General features: G+C 70.6%; 18 protein-coding genes and 1 pseudogene. 10 read left to right on the top strand and 9 right to left on the bottom strand.

Translation table 11 applies throughout. The features are described from left to right. The first annotated feature begins 12 nt into the window (after positions 1-12). Positions 13-1,608, top strand: a complete 1,596-nt coding sequence (locus ACZ7HQ_RS22735) for a Na+/H+ antiporter (protein WP_470992757.1) — start codon at positions 13-15, stop codon at positions 1,606-1,608. Here ACZ7HQ_RS22735 and ACZ7HQ_RS22730 read toward each other — a convergent pair. After that, positions 1,590-2,507, bottom strand: coding sequence for a 1-aminocyclopropane-1-carboxylate deaminase/D-cysteine desulfhydrase (locus ACZ7HQ_RS22730; RefSeq protein WP_470992754.1), 918 nt, complete (start codon positions 2,505-2,507; stop codon positions 1,590-1,592). The two genes, ACZ7HQ_RS22735 and ACZ7HQ_RS22730, sit on opposite strands and share 19 nt — an antisense overlap. Positions 2,508-2,720: 213 nt before the next feature. Between ACZ7HQ_RS22730 and ACZ7HQ_RS22725 the strand changes: the two genes are divergently transcribed. The 6 genes from ACZ7HQ_RS22725 (at position 2,721) to ACZ7HQ_RS22700 (ending at position 7,119) form a co-directional block, all read left to right on the top strand. After that, the gene (locus ACZ7HQ_RS22725) at positions 2,721-4,127 is read left to right on the top strand and encodes a family 2B encapsulin nanocompartment shell protein (protein WP_470992751.1); all 1,407 of its coding nucleotides are present in this window, start codon (positions 2,721-2,723) and stop codon (positions 4,125-4,127) included. Between the two features lie 112 nt (positions 4,128-4,239). Beyond that, positions 4,240-5,379: a family 2 encapsulin nanocompartment cargo protein polyprenyl transferase gene (locus ACZ7HQ_RS22720; protein WP_470992749.1), complete on the top strand. Its 1,140-nt coding sequence runs from the start codon at positions 4,240-4,242 to the stop codon at positions 5,377-5,379. Between the two features lie 152 nt (positions 5,380-5,531). Next, positions 5,532-6,116, top strand: a complete 585-nt coding sequence (locus tag ACZ7HQ_RS22715; RefSeq protein WP_470992746.1) for a dihydrofolate reductase family protein — start codon at positions 5,532-5,534, stop codon at positions 6,114-6,116. 26 nt (positions 6,117-6,142) lie between these two features. Beyond that, positions 6,143-6,379, top strand: coding sequence for a hypothetical protein (locus tag ACZ7HQ_RS22710; protein WP_470992744.1), 237 nt, complete (start codon positions 6,143-6,145; stop codon positions 6,377-6,379). After that, positions 6,376-6,777, top strand: coding sequence for a YciI family protein (locus ACZ7HQ_RS22705; RefSeq protein WP_470992741.1), 402 nt, complete (start codon positions 6,376-6,378; stop codon positions 6,775-6,777). The genes ACZ7HQ_RS22710 and ACZ7HQ_RS22705 overlap by 4 nt, the downstream gene beginning before the upstream one ends. A 9-nt stretch (positions 6,778-6,786) precedes the next feature. After that, on the top strand, positions 6,787-7,119 hold the full coding sequence (locus ACZ7HQ_RS22700) for a DUF952 domain-containing protein (RefSeq protein WP_470992738.1): 333 nt from the start codon (positions 6,787-6,789) through the stop codon (positions 7,117-7,119). Positions 7,120-7,226: 107 nt separating this feature from the next. On the opposite strand, the gene ACZ7HQ_RS22695 is transcribed toward ACZ7HQ_RS22700, so the two are convergent. From ACZ7HQ_RS22695 to ACZ7HQ_RS22685, 3 genes are all read right to left on the bottom strand, one after another. Then, positions 7,227-7,991, bottom strand: coding sequence for a VOC family protein (locus ACZ7HQ_RS22695; RefSeq protein WP_470992735.1), 765 nt, complete (start codon positions 7,989-7,991; stop codon positions 7,227-7,229). Positions 7,992-8,072: 81 nt separating this feature from the next. Further along, the gene (locus ACZ7HQ_RS22690; RefSeq protein WP_067129055.1) at positions 8,073-8,489 is read right to left on the bottom strand and encodes a VOC family protein; all 417 of its coding nucleotides are present in this window, start codon (positions 8,487-8,489) and stop codon (positions 8,073-8,075) included. A 40-nt stretch (positions 8,490-8,529) separates the two neighbouring features. Next, on the bottom strand, positions 8,530-8,928 hold the full coding sequence (locus tag ACZ7HQ_RS22685; RefSeq protein WP_470992732.1) for a helix-turn-helix transcriptional regulator: 399 nt from the start codon (positions 8,926-8,928) through the stop codon (positions 8,530-8,532). Positions 8,929-9,079: 151 nt separating this feature from the next. Here ACZ7HQ_RS22685 and ACZ7HQ_RS22680 point away from each other — a divergent pair. Beyond that, positions 9,080-9,451, top strand: a pseudogene (locus ACZ7HQ_RS22680) (inorganic phosphate transporter); the annotation flags it as partial. A gap of 341 nt (positions 9,452-9,792) precedes the next feature. Here the strand turns inward: ACZ7HQ_RS22680 and sodN are convergent. Further along, the gene (gene sodN / locus ACZ7HQ_RS22675) at positions 9,793-10,188 is read right to left on the bottom strand and encodes a superoxide dismutase, Ni (RefSeq protein ID WP_014674929.1); all 396 of its coding nucleotides are present in this window, start codon (positions 10,186-10,188) and stop codon (positions 9,793-9,795) included. A gap of 145 nt (positions 10,189-10,333) precedes the next feature. Between sodN and sodX the strand changes: the two genes are divergently transcribed. Continuing rightward, a complete protein-coding gene (gene sodX, locus ACZ7HQ_RS22670) occupies positions 10,334-10,768 on the top strand; it encodes a nickel-type superoxide dismutase maturation protease (RefSeq protein WP_470993563.1) in 435 nt (144 codons plus the stop codon). Here the strand turns inward: sodX and ACZ7HQ_RS22665 are convergent. After that, positions 10,672-11,301, bottom strand: coding sequence for a CGNR zinc finger domain-containing protein (locus tag ACZ7HQ_RS22665; protein ID WP_470992728.1), 630 nt, complete (start codon positions 11,299-11,301; stop codon positions 10,672-10,674). The two genes, sodX and ACZ7HQ_RS22665, sit on opposite strands and share 97 nt — an antisense overlap. Positions 11,302-11,401: 100 nt before the next feature. Between ACZ7HQ_RS22665 and ACZ7HQ_RS22660 the strand changes: the two genes are divergently transcribed. After that, a complete protein-coding gene (locus ACZ7HQ_RS22660) occupies positions 11,402-12,160 on the top strand; it encodes a class I SAM-dependent methyltransferase (RefSeq protein ID WP_470992725.1) in 759 nt (252 codons plus the stop codon). An 84-nt stretch (positions 12,161-12,244) separates the two neighbouring features. Here ACZ7HQ_RS22660 and ACZ7HQ_RS22655 read toward each other — a convergent pair whose 3' ends face one another. The 3 genes from ACZ7HQ_RS22655 to ACZ7HQ_RS22645 are packed head-to-tail and all read right to left on the bottom strand — an operon-like array spanning position 12,245 to position 14,962. Next, positions 12,245-13,006: an amino acid ABC transporter ATP-binding protein gene (locus ACZ7HQ_RS22655; protein WP_470992722.1), complete on the bottom strand. Its 762-nt coding sequence runs from the start codon at positions 13,004-13,006 to the stop codon at positions 12,245-12,247. Continuing rightward, positions 13,003-13,971 carry an amino acid ABC transporter permease gene (locus ACZ7HQ_RS22650; protein WP_470992719.1) on the bottom strand — a complete coding sequence of 323 codons (969 nt, stop codon included), beginning with the start codon at positions 13,969-13,971 and terminating at the stop codon, positions 13,003-13,005. The genes ACZ7HQ_RS22655 and ACZ7HQ_RS22650 overlap by 4 nt, the downstream gene beginning before the upstream one ends. Before the next feature lie 28 nt (positions 13,972-13,999). Beyond that, on the bottom strand, positions 14,000-14,962 hold the full coding sequence (locus ACZ7HQ_RS22645; RefSeq protein ID WP_470992716.1) for an ABC transporter substrate-binding protein: 963 nt from the start codon (positions 14,960-14,962) through the stop codon (positions 14,000-14,002). Positions 14,963-15,446 lie beyond the last annotated feature (484 nt).

Here is a 15,446-nt window from a genome sequence, read left to right as displayed (position 1 = left end):
TGGGCGAGGACCATGGACGTGATGCCGCTGCTGTTGCTGGTCGCGGGCAGTGCGGCGGTCGCGGGGGCCGCCCGGCGCACCCCCGTGCCGGCCCCGCTGCTGCTGGTCGCCGTGGGCCTGGCGGTCTCGTACCTCCCCGGGGTCCCGCACTACACGCTGGACCCGGAGGTCGTCCTGCCCCTGGTGCTGCCCCCGCTGCTGTACAAGGAGGGCACGGAGAGCTCGTACCTCGACCTGCGCGCCCAGATGCGGCCCGTGGGCCTGCTGTCGATCGGGTATGTGCTGTTCGCGACCTTCGTCGTCGGCTGGGTCTCCTACCTCGTCGTTCCGGGGCTGCCGCTGCCCGCCGCGCTGGTGCTGGGCGCGGTGGTCGCACCGACGGACGCGGTCGCGGCCGCGGCGATCGCGCGCCGGGTCGGCCTGCCGTCCAGGATCACCACCATCCTGCAGGGCGAGTCCCTGCTCAACGACGCCACCGCGATCACCGCCTACAAGGTGGCCCTCGCCGCGGCCGTCGGCGAGGGCGCCACTTGGGCGGGCGGCATCGGCGAGTTCCTGCGGGCCGCCGTCGGCGGTGTCGTCGTCGGACTGGTGCTCATGGTGCCGATCCACTGGCTGCGCACCCATCTGAAGGAGGCGCTGCTGCAGAACACGCTCTCCCTGCTGATCCCGTTCGTCGCCTACGGCGTGGCCGAGCAGTTCCACGGCTCCGGGGTCCTCGCGGTCGTGGTGGTCGCGGTCTACCTCGGGCACCGCGCGTGGGAGGTCGACTTCGCCACCCGGCTGCAGGAGGACGCGGTGTGGCGGATGGTGGCCTTCGTGCTGGAATCGGCCGTGTTCGCGCTGATCGGCCTGCAGCTGCCGACCGTCCTGAAGGGGCTGGGCGCGTACCGGGGCGCCGACGCGGCCTGGTACGCGATCGCGGTCTTCCTCGTGGTCGTCGCGGCCCGCTTCGTCTGGGTGTTCCCGGCGACCTTCCTGCCCCGCCGGTTCTCGCGCCGCATCCGGGGGCGCGAGGACAACCCCACCTGGCGGGGCCCGGTCGTGACCGGGTGGGCCGCCATGCGGGGCGTGGTGTCCCTGGCCATCGCCTTCTCGATCCCGCTCACCGTGCACGACGGCACCGCCTTCCCGCAGCGGAACCTGGTCCTCTTCCTGACCTTCACCACGGTCATCGGCACTCTCGTGGTGCAGGGGCTGACGCTCGCGCCGCTGATCCGCCTGATGCGGTTCCCCGGCCGCGACCCGCAGGCCGAGACGCTCGCCGAGGCCAACGCCCAGGCACAGGCCTCCCGGGCCGCCGAGCACCGCCTGGACGACCTGCTCTCCGACGAGCGCAACGCCCTGCCCCCGCCGCTCGCCGACCGTCTGCGCACGGTCCTGGAGCGCCGCCGCAACGCCGTCTGGGAACGCCTCGGCCAGACCAACCCGGTCACCGGCGAGTCCGTGGACGACACCTACCGCCGGCTGTCCCGCGAGATGATCAGCGCCGAGCGCGAGGTCTTCGTCAAGCTCCGCGACCACCGCTACATCGACGACGAGATGCTGCGCGCCCTGCTCAGGCGCCTGGACCTGGAGGAGGCGGCGGCCTACAGGGAGGCGGGCTGAGGTCCCTGCGGGAACGGCCGCCCCGTGACGACGGCGGCGATCGTCGTCCCGCGCGCGAAGGCACCCTCGTCCGCGAGGGCGACAAGTCCGTACAGCAACTTGGCGACATACAGACGCTCGACGGGCAGTCCGTGCCGCTCCTCGAAGTCCTCGGCGAACGCGTCCAGTTCGCGGGTCGTACGGGCGTAACCGCCGAAGTGGAAGCGTCCGTCGAGGGACCAGGAGCCGGTACGGGTACCGAAGGCACGTTCCTGCAGTCGCTGTACGTCGCCTTCCAGGAAGCCGCCCCTGAGGACCGGTATGCCCAGTGCACGCTGCTGCGCCGTCAGCCCGGCGGCGAGCCCCGCGAGCGTGCCGCCCGTGCCGCAGGCGACCGCGACGACGTCGGCACGCCCGCGCAGTTCCTCCCCCAGTGCCCGGCAGCCGTGTACGGCCGCGCTGTTGCTGCCGCCCTCGGGTACGACGTACGCCTCCTCGGCGCCGGCCGCGCGCAGGATCGAGGCCAGGGTCCCCGGCTCCGTCTTGCGTCGGTACGTCGATCTGTCGACGAAGTGCAGCCGCATGCCGTCCGCCGCGCACCGGGCCAGGGAGGGGTTGAGCGGACGGCCGGCCAGCTCGTCACCGCGGACCACGCCGGTGGTCGGCAGCCCGAGGAGGCGGCCCGCGGCGGCGGTGGCGCGCAGGTGGTTGGAGTAGGCGCCGCCGAAGGTGACCAGGGGGCGGCCCTCGGCCGCCGCTATGTTCGGCACCAGCTTGCGCCACTTGTTGCCTATGAGATCCGGGTGGATCAGATCCTCCCGTTTCAGCAGCAGCGTGAGTCCATGGCGGTCGAAACGCTCGTCCCCGACCCCCTGAAGAGGGGAGGGGAGGCGGGGAGTGAGCGGGTCGCTGCTGGTCACCGCTTCATTGTCGCCCGGCGCGGGGACGGGTTGCGGGGAAGGGGACGCCCTTGCGTGCCGACCCCGGCGGGATCCCTCTTCGTGCCCAGTAATCCGATGATCCATTCCCGCTCGTTTGGGTAATGGTGCGACCACGCTCGGTGATGAAAGGCTCGGTCCCGAGACCGGTGCCCGTGCGATTCGGCACCGGGAATACCTGGGAGGCAATTCTCTATGTCGGTAGGCGAAGAGGTCCGCACGGATCAGGGCAAGCCGCAGCAGTCCCTCGGGACGGCGGCCGCGCGGAACCTGGCCACCACCACCAAGTCCGTTCCGCAGATGCAGGAGATCAGCTCCCGCTGGCTGCTGCGCACACTCCCGTGGGTCGACGTACAGGGCGGCACGTACCGCGTCAACAGGCGGCTGACGTACTCCGTCGGTGACGGCCGCATCACCTTCGTGAAGACCGGTGACCAGGTCGAGGTCATCCCGGCTGAACTGGGCGAGCTGCCGGCCCTGCGCTCCTACGAGGACGAGGAGGTGCTGACCGAGCTGGCCCGGCGCTGCCGCCAGCGCGACTTCGCACCCGGTGAGATCATCGCAGACTTCGGCAACCAGACGGGCGAGGTGTACCTGCTGGCGCACGGCAGGGTCGAGAAGATCGGCACCGGCCCCTACGGCGACGACGCCGTCCTCGGCGTCCTCGCCGACGGCGCCTACTTCGGCGACCAGGCGCTGCTGGACCCGGACGCCATCTGGGAGTACACCGTCCGCGCGGACACCGCGACCACCGTGCTGATCCTCAGCCGCCAGGACTTCCAGCAGGTCGCCGAGCGCTCCGACACGCTGCGCGCGCACCTCGAGCAGCTGCGCTCCCTCCCGGAACAGCGGACCAACAAGTACGGCGAGAAAGAGGTCGAGCTGGCGGCCGGCCACTCCGGTGAGCCCGACATCCCGCACACCTTCGTGGACTACGAGGCGCGGCCCCGCGAGTACGAACTGAGCATCGCCCAGACCGTGCTGCGCATCCACACGCGCGTGGCCGACCTGTACAACCAGCCGATGAACCAGACCGAGCAGCAGCTGCGGCTCACGGTCGAGGCGCTCAAGGAGCGCCAGGAGCACGAGCTGATCAACAACCGCGACTTCGGCCTGCTCCACAACTGCGAGTACGACCAGCGGATCCAGCCGCACGACGGCGTCCCCAGCCCGGACGACATGGACGAGCTGCTCAGCCGCCGGCGCAGCACCAAGCTGTTCCTGGCCCACCCGCGCGCGATCGCCGCGTTCGGACGGGAGCTGAACAAGCGGGGCCTGGTCCCGGAGACCGTCGAGATCGGTGGCAACCGCATCCCGACCTGGCGCGGGGTGCCGATCTACCCGTGCGGCAAGATCCCGGTCACCCCGGAGCGCACGACGTCGATCATCGCGATGCGTACCGGCGAGGACGAGCAGGGTGTCATCGGTCTCAGGCAGTCGGGCGTCCCGGACGAGATCGAGCCGAGCCTGTCCGTCCGTTTCATGGGGATCAACGAACAGGCCATCATCAAGTACCTGGTGACGGCCTACTACTCGGCCGCCGTGCTGGTGCCCGACGCCCTCGGTGTCCTGGAGAACGTCGAAATCGGCCGCTGGAGGTGACGTTTCCGCACGTCGCGGCCGTGTCCCCGCCCGCCACGGCGGGTAGACCCTCGGAACATGTGTCCGGCCGGGCCGGCGACGCCGGTGTCCGCGGACCTGGCGAGGGGGAGACATGGCCGAGTTCATGACGGAGACCGAACAGCGTTCCCCCGGCGTGCCGCACCCCGGCACGCCGGGGGAACGGCGGGGGAGGACCGGGGACGCCGGTGCCGGTCCGCTCGAGGGACAGGAGGCGGCGGCCCTGCTGGAGCGCACCCGGGCCGTCGTCGACCCGGAGCTGCGCGCGGCCCTCGAGTCGCTGCCCGGTTCCATGCGCCGGATCGCGCTCTACCACTTCGGCTGGCAGCACGCGGACGGCACCCCGGCAACGGGCAACGCCGGCAAGGCGATAAGGCCGGCCCTCGTCCTGGCGGCGGCCGCGGCCCTCGGCGGCCCGGTGGCCCGTACGGCGGCGGTGCGGGCGGCGGTGGCGGTCGAACTGGTCCACAACTTCACGCTGTTGCACGACGACGTGATGGACCGGGACGCCTCCCGCCGGCACCGGCCCACGGCCTGGACGGTGTTCGGCGACGCCGACGCGATCCTCGCCGGTGACGCCCTGCAGGCGCTGGCCCTGCGGCTGCTCGCCGAGGACCCGCACCCGGCCTCGGGGCAGGCCGCCGCCCGGCTCACGGACTGTGTCGTGGAGCTGTGCGCCGGCCAGCACATCGACGTGGACCTGGAGCGCCGTGCCCCGGGCGAGATCACCCTCGACGAGGCCCTCGCCATGGCCGAGGCCAAGACCGGCGCGCTGCTGGGCTGCGCCTGCGCCCTCGGCGCGCTGTACGCGGGCGCGGACACCGAGGGCGTGGCCGCGCTGGACGGTTTCGGCCGTCAGGCGGGGCTCGCCTTCCAGCTGATCGACGACGTCATCGGCATATGGGGGGACCCGCGGCGCACCGGGAAACCGGCCGGGGCGGATCTCGCGGCCCGCAAGAAGTCGCTGCCCGTGGTGGCGGCGCTGTCGGCCGGCACCGGGGCGGCGGCCGAACTGGCCGAGCTGTACGGCACGCCGCACGTCCCTGAGGACGCCGACAGCATCGCGCGTACGGCACTGGCCGTGGAGCGGGCGGGCGGCCGGGACTGGGCGCAGGCCGAGGCGGCCGACCGGATGGCCCGCGCCGTGCAGGAGCTGGCCCGCGCGGTCCCCGCTCCCGAGGCGGCCGACGGGCTGCTGGCGCTGGCCGAGTTCGTGACCCGGCGCAACGGCTGACCGTGGCCGGCTCCGGCCAGGAGGGCCCCGCACATCCCCACGGTGTGCGGGGCCCGTTGCTGTGCGGGTCGCGAAAAACTCTTGAACCACGACAGATGAAGTACTATAAATAAAGCACTACGCCTGCAGTGGCTCAACGAGAGGGAATCAGTTTGCGCAAGCTCACCTACTTCGTCGCCTGCTCGATCGACGGCTTCATCGGCGACGAGCACGGCGACGCCACGGCGATGTTCCGCTTCATGGACGAGGAGTATCTCGACTTCCTCAAGACGGAGTTCCCGGAGACCGTCGCCACCCACGGCCGTGGGCCGCTCGGCCTCGACCACCTTCCGAACAAGCGGTTCGACACCGTCATCCAGGGCCGCGCCAGCTACGACCTGGCCCTCAAGGAAGGCATCACCAGCCCCTACGCCCATCTGCGCGAGTATGTCGCCTCCCGCACCCTGACCGTGTCACCCGACCCGCACGTCGAAATCGTCGCCGACGACCTGGTCGGCCGGGTCCGTGCGCTGAAGGCGGAGGAGGGCGGCCTGGACATCTATCTGTGCGGCGGTGCGGATCTCGCCGGACAACTGCTGGACGAGATCGACGAACTCGTCATCAAGACCTACCCGATCGTCTACGGCAGGGGCATGCCCATGTTCGCGACCGGCCTCGACATCAGCGAGTTCGGCCTCGACGAGGTGCGCACCTTCGGCAACGGCGCGGTCGTACGGACGTACACGCGCAAGCGCTGAGACCCCGGCCGCCTTACGCTGAGGACGTGGGCAGCGAGGAATCCGTCTGTTCCGTGTGCGGGCAGTCCGTCGAAACGGTCGTCGGGCGGCACAAGACGCTCGGTGCCTGGGTGCCGGTCTGGGGCCCCGGCCCGTGCCGCAACCCCGACTGCCCGGCGTTCGCCGCCGCCGTCGAACCCGACGGCTCCAGCAGGTCCGCAGGCCGTGCTCCCGATGCGGACCAGCCGCCGGACTCCGCCCCGGGCCGCCGGGGCGGCCCATGAAGTACCTGGTCATGGTGCAGGCCACGCAGGCCGACTACGACGGCATGCGCGGCAGGTCCTCCGCGCATGCGCCGGCCTGGACCGAGACGCAGCTCAAGGTGATGTACCTCTACATGCGAGCCGTCAACGAGGACCTCGTCGAGTCCGGCGAGCTGATCGAGGCCCAGGGACTGGCCGAGCCCGCGCGGGCCCGGTTCGTGGCGTGCGGCGAGGGCGGCGAGACGGTGATCACCGACGGCCCGTACGGCGAGACCGAGGTGCTGCTGGCCGGGTTCTGGCTGGTGGACTGCGCAAGCCTGGAGCGGGTCACCGAGATCGCCGAACGGGTCACCCGCTGCCCCGGTCCGGAGGGCATGGCCGCCTGGCCGGTGGTGATCCGGCCCGTCGACGAGCCGTAACGTGGGCGCATGCCGAAACTGCCCCGCATCCTGCACATCACCGAACGCTCCCTCTGGGACAGCGCGCGTGAGCGCGGCACCTACGAGGTGTCCACCCGTGGCCGCACTCTCCAGGAGGAGGGCTTCATCCACTTCTCCACCCGCGAGCAGCTTCCGCGGGTCGCCGCGTTCCTCTACGGCGAGTACGACGGCCCGGACGAACTGGTCGTGCTGGTCGTCGACCCCGCCCTGGTCCGGGCCCCGGTCAGGTACGAGGCCGTGGAGCCGGGCGGGGAGGAGTTCCCGCACGTGTACGGGCCGTTGCCGGTCGACGTCGTGGTGGACGTGGAGCCCTGGGGGTGACCGGAGAGGAGGGCAGGCGGTGAGGGGCGGCGAGGCGGTCGCCGTGGCCGCGGCGGTGGCCGTGAGCGGAACACCCCACGCTCTTCCTTCCGCGTCCTCCTTGGCGCCTACGCGTCCGCCGGGGACCGGCCGGCGCCGGGAAGTCCGCCGGTCTCGGGGTCCCGGCCGGTCAGGCAGTAGGTGCCGCCGGCCGGGTCGCGCATCACCGTCCAGTGCGGGCCCCCGCCCACCCGTACCGCCCCGTGCGCCTCGTGCCGGGCACGGACGGTGGCGACGTCCGCGCAGGCGAGGTCGAGATGGGCGGAGCCGGGGCGCTCGTCGCCGAGCCGCTGCAGCAGGATCCGCACAGGGAGCCCCGCCGGTGGCGTCAGCACCTCGAACTCCGGCCGCGAACCCGTGTGCCGCTCCCAGCCGGTGAGCCGGGCCCAGAAGGCGGACTCGGAGGCGTACACCGAGGGCGGGATGTCGAGGCAGACCTGGTCGAGCCGGCTGCCCGCCACCACCGGCGGCCGTACCGTCTCCCCGTGCCAGGGCACGGCACAGAACAACTGCCCCGCCGGAGAGCGCAGTACGACCCAGTCGCCGTGGTCCGCCACCAGATGGGCGCCGAGTGCACGGGCCGCCCCGGCCAGCTCCCGCACGTCCTCGGCGCAGAAGTCGAGGTGGGCGCCGCCGTCGCCCCCGGTCACGCCCTGGAGTTTCACGCAGGCGTCCGCCCCGTCGGCGTCCTGGGGCAGCAGCGTCAGGAACTCTGCCTGGTCGCCGCGGGGTTCGGACGGCCGGGTGCCGGTGACGGCGGCCCAGAAGGCGCGGGCCTCGGGCAGCCGGCCGACGGGCCGGTCGACGAAGGCGTACGTCCAGCGAATGATCATGCCGGGGAGTGTAGGCGCCAACGCGCCGACGGCTTCCGGCATTTCACACCGCTTCTGGAATCTCACACCGCTTCTGGGAGGTCACTCCGCGGGCCGCTGGAGGAAGCGCAACTGGTTGCCCGCCGGATCCCGGAAGGCGCAGTCCCGCACCCCGTACGGCTGGTCCGTCGGCTCCTGGAGCACATCGGCGCCGGACTCCCGTACCCGCTCGAACAGCGCGTCGCAGTCCTCGGTCGTGAAGAGGACGCCCCGCAGCATGCCCTTGGCGAGCAGTTCGGCCATCGCCTGCCGGTCGGCGGGGGAGGCGTCCGGGTTCGCGCCGGGCGGCTCCAGCACGATCTCGACGTCCGGCTGGAGCGGCGAGCCCAGCGTCACCCAGCGCATGCCCTCGAAGCCCACGTCGTTGCGGACCTCCAGGCCGAGCACGTCACGGTAGAAGGCGAGCGCCTTGTCATGGTCGTCCACCGCGATGAAACACGTCTTGAGTTTCACGTCCATGGGGCCACGCTAGGCCCATCCGGGCGGGGACGCGCGCGAGTCACCAGGGCCGGCGGCGTGGGCGGGTGAACGTACGGGCCACGCAGGACGGGATCACCGCACTCTCCGCGTGGTCGCGGGCCCGGTACGCGCTCGGCGTTTCCCCGACCAGCTCCGTGAAGCGGGAGCTGAAGGAGCCGAGCGACGTACACCCCACGGCCAGGCACACCTCGGTCACGGTGAGGTCGCCCCGGCGCAGCAGCGCCTTGGCCCGCTCGATCCTGCGGGTCATCAGATAGCTGTACGGCGTCTCACCGAACGCCTTGCGGAAACTGCGCTGGAAGTGGCCGGGCGACATGTGGGCGCCGCGGGCCAGCTCGGTCATGTCGAGCGGCTCGGCGTACTCGCGGTCCATGCGGTCGCGCACCCGCCGCAGCCGTCTGAGGTCCTCCAGGGTCACCTCGACAGCTTGGCACAGGGCACCGACATCGAGAGAGGGAACGTTTTCACACAGGAAGGCACAACAGAGTTCCCCATGTTCGACACGGCGTTCGCCTCCGGTTCGCCACACACTGGCCCGCGACGGCGACCTCCATCGCCACCGGCGCGCGGCCTCCCCGGTGGTGGCGGGTCTCGCGGCCCGGGCCGCCACCTGCCTCGCCTACAAGCTCAGCGCCCGCGCCCGCCAGTCCTCGGTGACCTGGGGATTCCGCCTCGGCCGGATCGCCTCCGCCTCCCTCGTGTCCCTCGCGCACGGCACCAACGACGCGCAGAAGACGATGGGTGTCATCACGCTGACCCTGATCTCGGCGGGCGCGCTCGGCCATGACCCCGGCCCGCCGGTCTGGGTGATCGCGACCGCGGGCCTCGCCATCGGCCTCGGCACCTATCAGGGCGGCTGGCGGATCATCCGCACCATGGGCAAGGGGCTGGCGGAGATCCAGTCACCGCAGGGCTTCGCCGCCGAGACGGCCTCCACGACGCCGGCAAGGTCAACGACCACCACGAGGTCACCCTCCGCACCCCGGCCCCCGCCGCACTTCACCATCGGTGTCCTCGGCCTGTCCCAGGCCGACGCCGGCCGCCCCGGCGCCGCCACCACGGGCCGGGCCCTGGCCGGCCCGTGCTTCCTCGCCTGCGCGGCGGCGGTGGCGTACGGGATCTGTCTGGTCGTGCCGCAGTTCCACTGACGGACGCCGGGAACGGGTGAGAAAAGACCACACCCGGCCCGTCAGGGACGCCGTGCTCGGCGGACTGCGGACCGGGTGTGGACAAAGAGACGCTGCGGCCAAGGAAACCGCAGGCCAGAAGGTGTACCAGAAGGTCAGGCCTTCTTGGTCTCCCAGAAGATCTTGTCGATCTGGGCGATGTAGTCCAGCGCCTTCTGGCCCGTCGCCGGGTCGGTGGACGCCTTGGCGGCCGAGAGGGCCTTCAGGGTGTCGTTGACCAGCTGGTGCAGCTCCGGGTACTTCTCGAAGTGCGGGGCCTTGAAGTAGTCGCTCCAGAGCACGGAGACGTGGTGCTTGGCGAGCTCCGCGCGCTGCTCCTTGATGACGGTGGCGCGTGCCTGGAAGTGGGGGTCGTCGTTGCCGGCCATCTTTTCCTGGACGGCCTTCACCGACTCCGCCTCGATGCGGGCCTGGGCCGGGTCGTAGACGCCGCAGGGCAGGTCGCAGTGGGCGCTGACCTTGACCTTGGGGGCAAACAGGCGGGAAAGCATGGAGCATTCCTTCCTCGTGATCGTCTTCTCAGGTGCGACATTACTCCCTGCGGAAGGCGATTTCTCGGGTGCCCCCTGGGGCTTAGGACAAAAGTCCAGGGTCAGACTGAGACTGGTGGAGGAACGGACCGGGGAGGTGCCGGGGATGCCGGAGCTGTCGCAGGAGAGCGAGCGGGGGAGGGCCGTGGCGCCGTTCGGGCTGGCCGAGGTCACCGGCCCGTCCATGGTGCCCACGCTCCAACACGGGGACCGGCTGCTGGTGCAGTACGGCGCCTCGGTCAGGCCGGGGGACGTCGTCGTCCTGCGCCATCCGTTCCAGCAGGACCTGCTCGTGGTCAAGCGTGCCGTGGAGCGGCGCGAGGGCGGCTGGTGGGTGCTCGGCGACAACCCGTACGCGGGCGGGGACAGCACGGACTACGGCGTCGTACCCGATGAACTCATCCTCGGGCGCGCGCGTCTGCGGTACCGGCCGTTCCCCGCCGGTCAGCGCTCCCCGCTCACGCTGGCGCGCTGGGCGCTCTCGGCCGCGAGGCCGCTGCTGCCCGACCGGTCGGCCTCCAGCCGCTTGCGGGCCCGGTAGGCGGCCACGTTGGCGCGGGTCGCACAGCGGTCGGAGCAGTAGCGGCGGGAGCGGTTGGTGGACGTGTCGAGGTAGGCGTTGCGGCACGGGGCCGCCTCGCACAGGCCGAGGCGGTCCACGCCGTACTCCGTCAGGTGGAAGGCCAGGCCCATCGCCGCGATCGCCGCGTAGCCCGCCGTGGCGTTGGAGGGGTGGTCGGCCAGGTGCATGTGCCACAGCGGACGGCCGTCGTCGTCCCGGTGGTCGTGGCCGGAGATCTGCGGCGACACGGGGAACTCCAGGAGGAGTGAGTTCAGCAGGTCCACCGCCAGGATTTCGTCGCCCTTGTCGGCCGCCTCGAAGACCGCGCGCAGCCGGGCCCGTACCGAGCGAAACCGCGTGACGTCGGCGTCGGTCGTGCGGCGGGCCGCCGACGAGTTGGCGCCGAACAGGTCGCGGACGGCCTCGACCGAGGTCAGCGAGTCCTTGCCCCGGGCCGGTTCCTCGCTGTTGACGAGACGGACGGCGTAATCCGAGTAATAGGCCAGTTCCACTTGTAGTCCTTACGGGCGCGCTTTATGGTCGTGTCTGCGGTCGGGTAACAGCCGGTCGTGCTTCCAGGGTATTACGCGAACCGAGGGGAGTCGGGGTGCCATGACGACGAGTACCGGAACCGACTGGGCCGCCTGGCAGGAGAGCTGGGACCGGCAGCAGGAGTGGTACATGCCGGACCGGGAGGAGCGGTTCGGGATCATGCTCGACATGGTCGAGGCGCTCGTGGGAACGGCTCCGCGGGTCCTCGACCTCGCCTGCGGCACCGGCAGCATCACCGACCGGCTGCTCAGACGCCTCCCGGAGGCCACCAGCACCGGCGTCGACCTCGACCCGGCCCTGCTCGCCATCGCGCGCGGCACCTTCGAGGGCGACGAGCGCGTCTCCTTCGTCACCGCCGACCTCAAGGACCCCCACTGGCCGGCGAAGCTGCCGTACGGCTCCTACGACGCCGTCCTGACCGCCACGGCCCTGCACTGGCTGCACAGCGAACCCCTCGCGGCCCTCTACGGTCAGGTCGCGGGGCTGGTCCGCGACGGTGGTGTCTTCATGAACGCGGACCACATGATCGACGACAGCACGCCCCGGATCAACGCCGCCGAGCGCGCTCAGCGGCACGCGCGTATGGATCAGGCCAAGCGGCAAGGCGCGCTGGACTGGGCCGAGTGGTGGCAGGTCGCCGCCGAGGACCCCGCCCTCGCCGAGCCGACCGCCCGGCGGTTCGAGATCTACGGCGAGCACGCCGACGGGGACATGCCCTCGCCGGCGTGGCACGCGCGTGTGCTGCGCGAGAAGGGGTTCGGGGAGGCCCGGCCGGTATGGTGCTCGCCGTCGGACACGCTGCTGCTCGCGGTGAAGTAGGTGAAGCAGGCGAAGCGGGTGAAGTAGGCGGACAGGCGGGAGGGGCGGTACGGGTGGCCCGTACCGCCCCTCACCGGCGCGCGGTCACAGGACCTTCGACAGGAACGACTGCGTCCGCTCGTGCCGGGGGTTGGTCAGGACCTCGCGGGGATGGCCCGATTCGACCACCACGCCCTCGTCCATGAACACCAGGCTGTCGCCCACTTCGCGGGCGAAGCCCATCTCATGGGTGACGACGACCATGGTCATGCCGGACTCGGCGAGGTCCCGCATGACGTCCAGGACGTCACCGACCAGCTCCGGGTCCAGAGCCGAGGTCGGCTCGTCGAACAGCATCAGCTTCGGCTCCATCGCCAGCGCCCGGGCGATCGCCACCCGCTGCTGCTGGCCACCGGAGAGCTGGGCGGGATAGTGGCCGGCCCGGTCGGCCAGACCGACCCGCTCCAGCAGGCCCATCGCCCGCTCCCGTGCCTGCGCCCTGCTGTCTCCCCTGACCTGGACCGGCGCCTCCATGACGTTCTCCACGGCCGTCATGTGCGGGAACAGGTTGAACCGCTGGAAGACCATCCCGATGTCGCGGCGCTTCAGGGCGACCTCGCGGTCCCGCAGTTCGTACAGCTTGTCGCCCTGCTGCCGGTAGCCGACCAGCTCGCCGTCGACGTAGAGGCGCCCGGCGTTGATCTTCTCCAGGTGGTTGATGCACCGCAGGAAGGTGGACTTGCCGGAGCCGGACGGGCCGATGAGGCAGAACACCTCGCCCGGCTTCACCTCCAGGTCGATGCCCTTGAGGACCTCGACGGTGCCGAAGGACTTGTGCACGCCCTCGGCCCTCACCATGGCGTTCATCGCACGCTCCTGTCGCCGCTCGGGTTGAGCAGGTTGGCCTTGACCCTCTGCCACGGCGTGGGCGGCAGACTGCGGGCCGAGCCACGGGCGAAACGGCGCTCCAGGTAGTACTGGAAGACGCTGAACACGCTGGTCATCACCAGGTACCAGAGGGAGGCGACGAACAGCATCTCCATCACGGCGTAGGACGTGGAGCCGATCGTCGAGGTGGCGCGCAGCAGCTCGTTGTACGTGACCGCGTACACCAGCGACGAGGTCTTCAGCATGTTGATGAACTCGTTGCCGGTCGGCGGCACGATCACCCGCATCGCCTGCGGGATGACGATCCGGCGCAGGGTCCTGCCATGGCTCATGCCGAGCGCGTGCGCGGCCTCGGTCTGGCCCTCGTCGACGGCCAGCAGTCCGGCACGGCAGATCTCGGCCATGTACGCGGCCTCGTTCAGGCCGAGGCCCAGCAGGGCGCACATGAACGGCGTCATCACGTCCGTCATCTCGTCCTTGTAGACCGGACCGAGGTTCAGGAGGGGGAAGATGAGCGCCAGGTTGAACCAGAGCAGGAGCTGGACGTACACCGGCGTGCCGCGGAAGAACCAGATGTAGACCCAGGCGACCCAGCTCGTCACCGGGTTCCTCGACAACCGCATCACGGCCAGTACGACGCCCAGGGACACGCCCAGGGCCATCGCGAGCACGCTGATCAGCAGCGTGCGGCCGGCGCCCGCGAGGACGGTGGAGTCGAACAGCTTGTCGCCGACCGCGTGCCACTGGATCTTGTCGGCCGTGGCGAAGGCGTTGACCAGCAGGCCGACCAGGGCCAGCACCACGACCGCGCTGACGTAGCGGCCCCAGTGGCGGACCGGAACGGCCTTGATCGTGTCCGGGGGCACCGGGGTGCCGCCGGGTTCCTTGGAGACGGTTGCCGGCGGCGTCGCGCCGGCCGGCGTCTTGTCGAGATCGTCAGTCACCGTGACTGCCCTTCAGCCTTCCCGGCAGTCACTTGCCGCCGTTGACCGCGGCCTTGTCGATGGCGCCGCTCTGGGCGCCCCACTTCGCGAGGATCTTCTTGTACGTGCCGTCCTGGATGATCGCGTCGACGGCGGCCCGCAGGGCGCTGGTGAGCTGCTTGTTGTCCTTGTTCACGGCGATGCCGAAGGGACCGGCGTCGACCTGCTCGCCGACGACCTCGAAGGCCTTGCCCCCGTCGGCCTTGCGGGCCAGGTCGATCGCGACCGGGTAGTCGTTGACGCCGGCCACCGCGCCGCCCGACTTCACCCGGGTCTGGGCCTCGGTGTCGTTGTCGAACGACTCGATCGTGATCTTCTTCTTGCCGCCGTCCGTGCAGGCCTTCGACTGCTTCTGCAGCAGGGCCTCGTAGGTGGTGCCGTGCTGCACGGCCGCGGTCTGGCCGCAGAGGTCCTCGACCGAGCCGATCTTCTTCGGGTTGCCCTTCTGCACGTACACCGCGGTGCCGGCCGTGAAGTAGTCGACGAAGTCGACACCCGGGCCGAGCTTCTTGCCCTTGTCGTCCAGGCCCTGCTGGCGCGCCTTGGTGTCCGTTATGGAGGAGATCGCCACGTCGTAACGACCGGAGTTCAGCGACGTGATCAGGCCGTCGAAGGAGCCGGAGGTGAACGTGAAGCTCACTCCCAGCTTCTTGGCCAGCGCGGCGGCGATGTCGGGGTCGACGCCGACGATGTCGCCGCCTTCCTGGTACTCCATGGGGGCGTACTCGGCGTTGGTGCCGACCTGGATGACGCCCTTGTCCTGGATCGTCTTCGGCAGCTTCGAGAAGAGGGGAGCGGTGCTCGCCCTGCCGGACGCGGAGGAGCCGCCCTTGCTGCCGTTGGTCTGGTCCCCGCAGCCGGTGAGCAGCAGGGCGCCCGCGACCCCGATCGCACCGACCGCCGCCAGACGGGAGCGTGTCGCGGTCGTACGACGGGTGGAGCTTGCGGTCATCGTGGTTCCTCCGGCGGATGGGAAGAGGTGCCGATGGTCGACGAGAACACACACCTTCGGGTGTCGCGACCTCGTGGTTTTACCGCATCTTGCCATTCGGACAATGCCATTCGGAGTGGTGCTCATGTCAAAATCGCATAACGGGTGACCCCCGAACCGTCTCAGACCGGCACATCTTTGGTGCATCACCACCGAACCATCTGCGGGAATCCATCCCCCCAGCCGGAAAATCTTTGACGCGTCTCACCATGTGGTCGGCTCATGCGCCGGTGTACCAGCGCTCTGCGCGCACTTCGCACGGTTGTCAGCCGAGCGTCACCTGACGGCGGTTTTCCGGTTCCGCGATGTGACCTTGCGCCTATTGGACTCGTCGTGGGTGCCGTCCGTCCGGTAAGAAGGTTCTTTACACCCCTCATCCGGGGCTCAGGGCGCGTGTGCGGCGCGCCCGTCGTGCAAGTGCTCGTACGTGCTCGTACGTATCGGC

This window comes from Streptomyces sp. NPDC037290 (assembly GCF_055603245.1).
Note: the sequence above shows the minus strand (reverse complement) of the source record. Positions and strands in the feature narration are given on the sequence as shown.

Excerpts from the sequence above, each read along its gene's own strand:
- ACZ7HQ_RS22735 (WP_470992757.1), top strand. The coding sequence starts at position 13 with ATGGACGTGATGCCGCTGCTGTTGCTGGTCGCGGGCAGTGCGGCGGTC.
- ACZ7HQ_RS22725 (WP_470992751.1), top strand. The coding sequence starts at position 2,721 with ATGTCGGTAGGCGAAGAGGTCCGCACGGATCAGGGCAAGCCGCAGCAG.
- ACZ7HQ_RS22720 (WP_470992749.1), top strand. The coding sequence starts at position 4,240 with ATGGCCGAGTTCATGACGGAGACCGAACAGCGTTCCCCCGGCGTGCCG.
- ACZ7HQ_RS22705 (WP_470992741.1), top strand. The coding sequence starts at position 6,376 with ATGAAGTACCTGGTCATGGTGCAGGCCACGCAGGCCGACTACGACGGC.
- ACZ7HQ_RS22700 (WP_470992738.1), top strand. The coding sequence starts at position 6,787 with ATGCCGAAACTGCCCCGCATCCTGCACATCACCGAACGCTCCCTCTGG.
- ACZ7HQ_RS22695 (WP_470992735.1), bottom strand. The coding sequence starts at position 7,991 with ATGATCATTCGCTGGACGTACGCCTTCGTCGACCGGCCCGTCGGCCGG.
- ACZ7HQ_RS22690 (WP_067129055.1), bottom strand. The coding sequence starts at position 8,489 with ATGGACGTGAAACTCAAGACGTGTTTCATCGCGGTGGACGACCATGAC.
- sodN (WP_014674929.1), bottom strand. The coding sequence starts at position 10,188 with ATGCTTTCCCGCCTGTTTGCCCCCAAGGTCAAGGTCAGCGCCCACTGC.
- sodX (WP_470993563.1), top strand. The coding sequence starts at position 10,334 with ATGCCGGAGCTGTCGCAGGAGAGCGAGCGGGGGAGGGCCGTGGCGCCG.
- ACZ7HQ_RS22660 (WP_470992725.1), top strand. The coding sequence starts at position 11,402 with ATGACGACGAGTACCGGAACCGACTGGGCCGCCTGGCAGGAGAGCTGG.
- ACZ7HQ_RS22655 (WP_470992722.1), bottom strand. The coding sequence starts at position 13,006 with ATGAACGCCATGGTGAGGGCCGAGGGCGTGCACAAGTCCTTCGGCACC.
- ACZ7HQ_RS22645 (WP_470992716.1), bottom strand. The coding sequence starts at position 14,962 with ATGACCGCAAGCTCCACCCGTCGTACGACCGCGACACGCTCCCGTCTG.